9 protein-coding genes are annotated in these 7,154 nt (G+C 39.6%); 1 reads left to right on the top strand and 8 read right to left on the bottom strand.

Annotated features, from left to right (window positions below; all coding sequences use genetic code 11):
* Positions 1–105 precede the first annotated feature (105 nt).
* Positions 106–606, bottom strand: a complete 501-nt coding sequence (locus JMX83_RS14520; RefSeq protein ID WP_201603219.1) for a serpin family protein — start codon at positions 604–606, stop codon at positions 106–108.
* 127 nt (positions 607–733) lie between these two features.
* Between JMX83_RS14520 and JMX83_RS14515 the strand changes: the two genes are divergently transcribed.
* Positions 734–1,024, top strand: coding sequence for a hypothetical protein (locus JMX83_RS14515; protein WP_201603216.1), 291 nt, complete (start codon positions 734–736; stop codon positions 1,022–1,024).
* 510 nt (positions 1,025–1,534) lie between these two features.
* Here JMX83_RS14515 and JMX83_RS14510 read toward each other — a convergent pair.
* The 7 genes from JMX83_RS14510 to JMX83_RS14480 all read right to left on the bottom strand — a co-directional run bounded on the left by JMX83_RS14510 (position 1,535) and on the right by JMX83_RS14480 (position 7,053).
* Positions 1,535–1,726: a hypothetical protein gene (locus JMX83_RS14510; RefSeq protein WP_201603213.1), complete on the bottom strand. Its 192-nt coding sequence runs from the start codon at positions 1,724–1,726 to the stop codon at positions 1,535–1,537.
* A gap of 76 nt (positions 1,727–1,802) precedes the next feature.
* On the bottom strand, positions 1,803–2,345 hold the full coding sequence (locus tag JMX83_RS14505) for a hypothetical protein (RefSeq protein WP_201603210.1): 543 nt from the start codon (positions 2,343–2,345) through the stop codon (positions 1,803–1,805).
* Positions 2,346–2,466: 121 nt separating this feature from the next.
* Complete coding sequence (locus JMX83_RS14500; protein ID WP_227675880.1) at positions 2,467–3,075, bottom strand: hypothetical protein; 609 nt, start codon at positions 3,073–3,075, stop codon at positions 2,467–2,469.
* A 102-nt stretch (positions 3,076–3,177) separates the two neighbouring features.
* Positions 3,178–3,651: a hypothetical protein gene (locus JMX83_RS14495; protein WP_144296572.1), complete on the bottom strand. Its 474-nt coding sequence runs from the start codon at positions 3,649–3,651 to the stop codon at positions 3,178–3,180.
* Positions 3,652–3,677: 26 nt separating this feature from the next.
* Positions 3,678–5,024, bottom strand: a complete 1,347-nt coding sequence (locus tag JMX83_RS14490) for a serpin family protein (RefSeq protein WP_201603207.1) — start codon at positions 5,022–5,024, stop codon at positions 3,678–3,680.
* Between the two features lie 112 nt (positions 5,025–5,136).
* The gene (locus JMX83_RS14485; RefSeq protein ID WP_068405424.1) at positions 5,137–5,607 is read right to left on the bottom strand and encodes a DUF4825 domain-containing protein; all 471 of its coding nucleotides are present in this window, start codon (positions 5,605–5,607) and stop codon (positions 5,137–5,139) included.
* 48 nt (positions 5,608–5,655) lie between these two features.
* On the bottom strand, positions 5,656–7,053 hold the full coding sequence (locus JMX83_RS14480; RefSeq protein WP_201603204.1) for a serpin family protein: 1,398 nt from the start codon (positions 7,051–7,053) through the stop codon (positions 5,656–5,658).
* Positions 7,054–7,154 lie beyond the last annotated feature (101 nt).

Raw genomic sequence — 7,154 nt, 5'->3', positions numbered from 1 at the left:
ATCTGGGGCTATTATCAAACTGTGAGACCCCATACTTTCAACAATTACTTAACACCATTAGAAACAGAGAGACGCTATTTTAACAAAAACCTCTTATCAGGTGTCCTAAATTAGTTGACCACTACAGTTAAATTGATTATAGAGGGCGGCACTGTTTGGATTCAGGATGGGTAAAGACGGATAGTAAAAGGTTTTTTGAATTTGCGCTTTGGTGTTCCCCTCCGCTGCGGCATAGAGCACGGCTATAGCACTGGTTAAACTATAAGGTGAGAAAAATACGTTAGCATCCACTTGCTTTGATTGACCATTTAGCTGTTGATACATGGTCACTGCGAATTGGTTGTTAGCGTTAACTACTGCGCTTATACCTTCAGACGTTGAAGCAGAGTCGTCTGCAGCAGTATGGTCATCTTTACTATCGGCTTTAGAGTCCGGCTGCTCTTTAGTCTTGTCTAGTAAGGAAGGTATATTGGTGACTGGTTGGGCGGCTTTGTTGTTTACAAGGCTATTATTACAGCCAGTAATGACCAACAATAAGCCACTAAGAGCAAGACTACGGGCGATATGCTTGTTCGTCATAATTTTGATTGGGTTGTTGTTATTCATAATGTTTTATACTTTTGATATTTGAAGGATGCTTTGATTATATACAGGGGTGTAAACTGACTTAGTAAACAAATGCTAATAAGTTCCGAGATAATAGATGAGTCAGCAATAAGCGTATGAGGTATTTATGAAAAAAATTGTGTTGAAATGGCTGGTTATACTAGTGGTGATGGTTTCCGCAGTTTGGATATTTTTAGATATCGTAAGCGTAAAAGAGACCAAGTCATTTAGTAGCAGTGACGGTGATATTCTCAATAGCCCTGCTGCCGATAAAATTTCCAGTTTCTTCATGATCTTTAGCAATCAAGGGAATGAGAAGCAAATATTCTATGAAAAACTTGATAAGCTGGAAGACGTTAGTCATGAATTAGACGAAAGCGTAGAAGCAGTAGAAGATAAGACCTCTGAAGACAAATAAGGCTGTGAGAAGTAATATTTATTTGTGACGGTGTAAACTTACTTAATTAACTCACTCCATATTTTAATATGAACTCTGGTGACAGTAGAATGCTTAAATGGATTGTGCTTTATATTTTCCTTTGCTTACTCTTCAGATGGCTTATCCTTTCTGATATTACAAAGAGATTTGGCTCTTGGGGCTGGACTTCAGATCAAAACAAACTTTACCTGTCGATTATGTGGGTGTTCTCAACCTTTGTGTTTCTGTACGGCATATTCAACAGTAGTTTTCGCAATGCTTTCTTACTAGAGTATTTGTTTTAAACGCGCTCTTCTTTTTATAGTCAGAAAACCAGCATTAACCCTTTAAATCAGAGCAGGTCATGAAACCTCTTAATTCATTAGCAATGTGGGAATCTATAAAAAATACAGTCGAAACGGATGATTGGGTGAGCTACTTTAATAAAAATGAATCTCTACCGCTTATTAATCGTCTCATAAAAAATTGGCTTAATAATGGTTAAAACATTTAAATAAACAGGGTGCAATAAGCTTTATTGTCTTTATCAAATTCTTTGCCAAGTAGCTTAACAGGCTTCAACGTTTCCCCACCGTCGCTTGAAACCATAACCGTCAAATCTTGATCTTCAAAAGTTTTTAATTCATCAATAACTTGAGCGATATTTTTATCTTTTTCGCCCCATTCATTCTGGTTAGTCATATATAGACCTCATGTGTGTATAACGATTATAAAATACAGATTGTATTAAATTAGGAAACATAACAGCGATTAAGAATTACTCCATAATATACAGCCCTGTACCGCCAACTTCCCAATACTCATCAGCAGTACAATGATCTGGTACAGGAACATATTCCATGTCAGACGGATAAGAGGTCCAAAATTCTCTAATGGTTCCGCGTCCACTCATCTCAACATAATCGCCATCTCGATAAATCTTGTCATTGACTTCAATAGTTTGACCATTTTCGATAAATTTTGAGTAGCTAGGGAAAATAGGCATACTAGCAAAATCGTCTGGCGCTGTAGATTCCGTGTAATACTCTTTAGGGTAGGTCAAAGTGACACAGCCGTCTTTTATAGTGAGTCTGCCTGAGTTCCGTGCTTCATACTCTGTCACAACACTACCAGCAGGTAATGGGTCACTTGAGCCATAAGTAGGCAAGACAAACTCAGGCTTGGCATCTACAGTGGCTGTATTATTGCCTGTAGCCTTGTTCGCTGGATTTTCAGTAAGCTCAGTGGGTTCTTGAATAGAATTTTGACAGCCTGTGATCAGTAAAGACATGACAGTAAGTATTGGGATATAAGCTTTCATTTTATGGTGTCCATAATCAGTTGCTAAATTATAATCATATTTATTTTTAAGATTCATATTTAACAGAATCTTTAGAATGCTAAAAAGGTATAGATCGAACGTGCGACTAAAAAAACACCCTCTACAACCACGGCTCAAACCATAATTTAATCTTCTCCCAAAACGATGTTTGAGGATGGCTGTCTTGTTCCGATGTACTATGCGTACTGGCTGACTCAGTGCTATTGCTCAACTCATTTTTATTAGCATCGCTAGGGAACGCAGCGTTTAGCTTATTGCAGGTAGGATATTTGGCTTGTAACTGCTGTAAATAATATTCCTGATCTTTGTATATAAATCCGTCTAATATTCCTATAGCATCGTGGCTATTATGGCGACAACTGCCGTTCTCTCGATTCCAAGCCAGAAATGGCACTAATGGTTTACCAACTATTAATTCATTATTTTCACAGCTCAGTGTCGCTAGTGATGTCACCGTATAGTTTGCTGGCTCATTACCGCTGGCCGCATATGCTAAGCCAATAACTAGGTCATTTGGCTTGATACTTTTTAGCTCAAAATCACTTTGCCAATATTCAGGGGTCTTGTAGAAAAACCACATTTTAAGCGTGCGAAAGACAAAGCGTGGATTGCTAAATTGCAAGTCGAAGCCTTTTTGCTGATTATCCATTAATGTAGGCTGCGATGATTGCAGACGAGCAATAAATACATCATTTGTTGAATGCGGCATACAAGCCCATACGGTTTGCATGGACAAAAATAGTATGATCGAAATAGGTAAGGGATATAAAAAATGCATTTCGTGTTTTTCCTTATCTCTAGCATTCCATTTTTAGGCCACAAACCATACCTTATTTAATTGGCACTTAGAGTGAGGTTTAATACGCTTGTCATTAAGCGTGCCACTAAAACCACCAAAACGATAATCTTGACCAATCTTATATTGGTCATAGGCGCTGATTTGATGAAAAAGAATGCCAGCATTGATGCTGGTCGTGTTTTCTGGAAATACTAAAGCACTTTTAATTACCGCCTCGTTTTTATAGTTGTCATGTTTAATGATTAAACAGCCGTTTTCGACCAATAAAGTGCCATCAGCGACTGTAATACCGCCATCTACTGAGCTTTCATAAAGCGGAGGGCTATATTCTAAAATCTCTACTTTCTCCTCAATAGCTTTAGTCAGTACTTTTTCTTTTCCCTCAGATGATTTATCTACAGGCTCATTTTTAGCGGCACAGCCTGAAAACAATAAAACCATCACAACGGCCAAACAACTTAAGGTATTCAATTGAAAACGCGGCATGTTCAATCACTCCAAATTAGATATTGCTAAGGCTTATTCACCTGACCTAAAAACAGTATTGCATCGGTCTTATTATCTTTAATCATAAACATAAATGGATGATCGGCTTTAAATTCCACAGGATAAGACATACCAACGTACATACCTACAGCACCGGCGGCGGCTGCCGCCTCGGTTCCTTTTTCATCGACGGTGACCACCGCTTGATGATAAACCTCATCGAGCCTTATCGGTGTACCATCAGCATATAAGTTAAATTCAGCCCCATTATTAAACGCTTTTGGCATACCCATATCAGCGAGCAACGTTTTCATCTGATAACGCGCATCTAATTTAAACTTTGGCAGTTGAAGGTCCACCTCTTGTCTTACTAAGCCTGAACGCCATTGCTTAATCTTAGTTGCACTTAAACTCTTAGTTAATTGCTGCATAGCAAGTTTATGATTGAATTTGGGTAATACTACGAGCATAGATAGGTCATCGCCTTTGTAAGGCAATTGCACGACCTGTATATGTTTGTCCTCATAATAACTAAAATAAGACTGTTGCTGCATCATCTGGACGGTAGAGGCTCTGCCGATAGCATTATAAAAAGGCTGGGCACTGGTTCTTTCAGCTGTAAAAGGCAGGGTCCAATCGCCCTTGAAATAGACGGCGTTGGTTAGTACCACGGCAGTATCAGATTTAATACTGCCCTTAGGTAGTAATTCAGGAATCATTTGCTTGGTTTTCTCAACAATTTTTTTATTAATGGTCTGACGTGCAGAATCAGGACTGCCTTCAAAATCAAGAGCGGTCACTTGGCCGCTGTAATAACGTTGCACGGTGTCTATGTAAGATTTAGTGGGTGTTAACCCTTGTTGCATCCATAAGTCATTGACCGTGGCAAGCTTGTAGTCGGGATTGGGTTTATTAAATTGATTATAGAGTGCTGCACTATTAGGGTTGAGGATAGCTGGTGCTGGATAATGAAACGTCTTTTGGATTTGCGCTTTCGTTTCCCCTTCGGCTGCGGCATAGACCATTGCCATAGCAGTAGACAAGCTATACGGTGAGAAAAATACATTTTTATCTGCTTGGTCAGGTTGCCCATTTATCTGCTGATACATACCAATGGCAAACTGGTTATTGGCAGTGACGACTTCAGCTATACCCTCTGATGTCGAGATCAAAGCCTTTACCTCAGTCGGAGGCGCTTGATGGTTAATGGTTGGCTGATTAGGAGTAACCATGCCTGTAACAGCACCCGTTCTATTATTTTTTATGGCGTTGTCACAGCCACTAACACCCAACACTAAGCTGGTAATAGCTAAGGCACTGATAACACGATTATGGGCTGCATATCTAAAATAGCGAAGTGGGTCATTTTGCATATCAGGCTCAACAATAAATTATAATTATAAGAATATCCAAAGCTCAATAGTGACTGTGATAGCCACACTTTCAGCTGCTGTATAGGGAGCCGCACATATATATTTGGCGGTTTTAGAATAACTGATTTACTCTGTATTCATCATCCCAGTTGTTTTGTATTAACGTTTTTAGCTCCTTTTTACTTTGTAATTTGCTGAAATCTTCCCCGTACCACTCTATTAGAGCGTCCTTTGTTATCTTGTATTCTTGATGATCAAAATTAAACGTTATCCATTCTACATTCTGAATCAACGCAAATAAGTAAGTGGCGTTGTATACCACTGTCTTTTTATGACTCTTTTCTGACTCTGACCCATCATAATTTAAGATAATCCCATAGGGTGTCTCTTTCGTTTTGAGCTCGAGGCCCTTGAAGTTATCTGATTGCATAGAGTGGTTGACAATATTTATGACTGCACTATTATCACCAACATAGGCATTCTTGTATTGAAACACATCTTCTTCATTGGTCTTCGTATTACATCCACTAGCGACTGAAATCACCAACAGTGAACACGATAATAATTTAAGCCTTTTTTTCATAATGTCTCATCAACAGTCAGTTAAGTCTTAGTGCCGTCATTCGCTATTTTAAGGCTTATTAACCTGACCTAAAAACAATATCGCATCGGTTTTATTGTCTTTAATCATAAACATAAACGGGTGATCGGCTTTAAAAACAGGTGGTGGAGCAGAGGCAGATTCAGTAGATACTACAATGCCAGTCGCTGCCGCTGCTTCGGTGCCTTTTTCATCGACGATGACCACCGCCTGATGATAGATCTCATCTATCCATGTAGATAAAGGCTGATCAAACAGTTTGAAAGTAGCCTTGTCTTGATTAAAAGCAATGGGCATGCCCATATCTGACAGCATATCTTTCATGTCGTAGCGTTCTTTAAGCTTGAACTTTGGTAAGTGAAGGTTCACTTCTTGCGTAATTAAGTCTTTATTCCACTCTTTAATCTTATCAGCGCTTAAATCACGCACCAGCTGCTGCATGGCTGTCTTGTCTTTAGATTTTGGTAATATCACCAGCATAGATAAGTCATCACCCTTGTAAGGCAATTGCACGACCTGCACCTGTTTGTCCTCGCTATAACCAAAATCCGCCTGTGTATGCATCATTTTTATATTAGGACTTGTACCCACATGGTTATAAAAAGGCTGCTCACTGGTGCTTTGAATATTGAATGGCGTTTTCCAATCGCCCTTAAAGTAAACGGCGTTGGTTAATACGGCAACTGTGATGGGCTTGATACTGCCCTTTGGTAGCAACTCAGGAATCAATTGATTGGTATGCTGAGCAATTTTTTTATTAATGATGAGCCGCGAAGGCTCAGGACTGCCGTTAAAATCAAGATTGGTCACTTGACCACCATAATAGCGTTGAACGGTGTCGACGTAGGACTTGTTAGGCGTTAGCCCTTGTTGCATCCATAAATCATTGACTGTGGCGAGCTTATAATCAGGATTGGGTTTATTAAATTGATTATAGAGCGCGGCGCTATTAGGGTTTAGAGTATCCATCGACGGATAATAAAAGGTCTTTTGAATTTGCGCTTTCGTTTCCCCTTCCGCTGCGGCATACAGCATGGCCATCGCCGTAGACAAACTATAGGGTGAGAAAAACACGTTGTCATCTGCTTGATCAGGTTGACCGTTGATCTGTTGGTACATATCAACAGCGAACTGGTTGTTAGCAGTCGTGACTTTTTCGATGCCGTCTGGTGTTGAAGCGGAATCGTCAGCGGCAATAAAGCCGTCTTTGCTAACAGCCTTATAATCAGAGTTGTTTTTATTATTCTCTGGTAAGGAGGATTGGTCTGAGTTTGATGGGCTATTGACTACGCTGTCAGTAGATTTAGACTCTTTGATAGTGCTATCACAGCCACTGACAATCAATAGCAGGCTGCTGATCGCAAATGCACTTATGATACGGTTACCACGTTCTTTTTTAAGATAACCCCAGTTCGGGATAAGCCACATTGTAACTCATTGATACTATTTATAATGTTGCTACCTGTCCCTGCTGAGGCATGTTTTTGATGGTGGGCTTATAGGGAAACCAGCAATAAGCAATCAAACCC

Origin of the sequence: Psychrobacter piscatorii (assembly GCF_904846415.1) — a bacterium.
Taxonomy (GTDB): domain Bacteria; phylum Pseudomonadota; class Gammaproteobacteria; order Pseudomonadales; family Moraxellaceae; genus Psychrobacter; species Psychrobacter piscatorii.
This window is presented reverse-complemented; position numbering and strand designations above follow the sequence as displayed.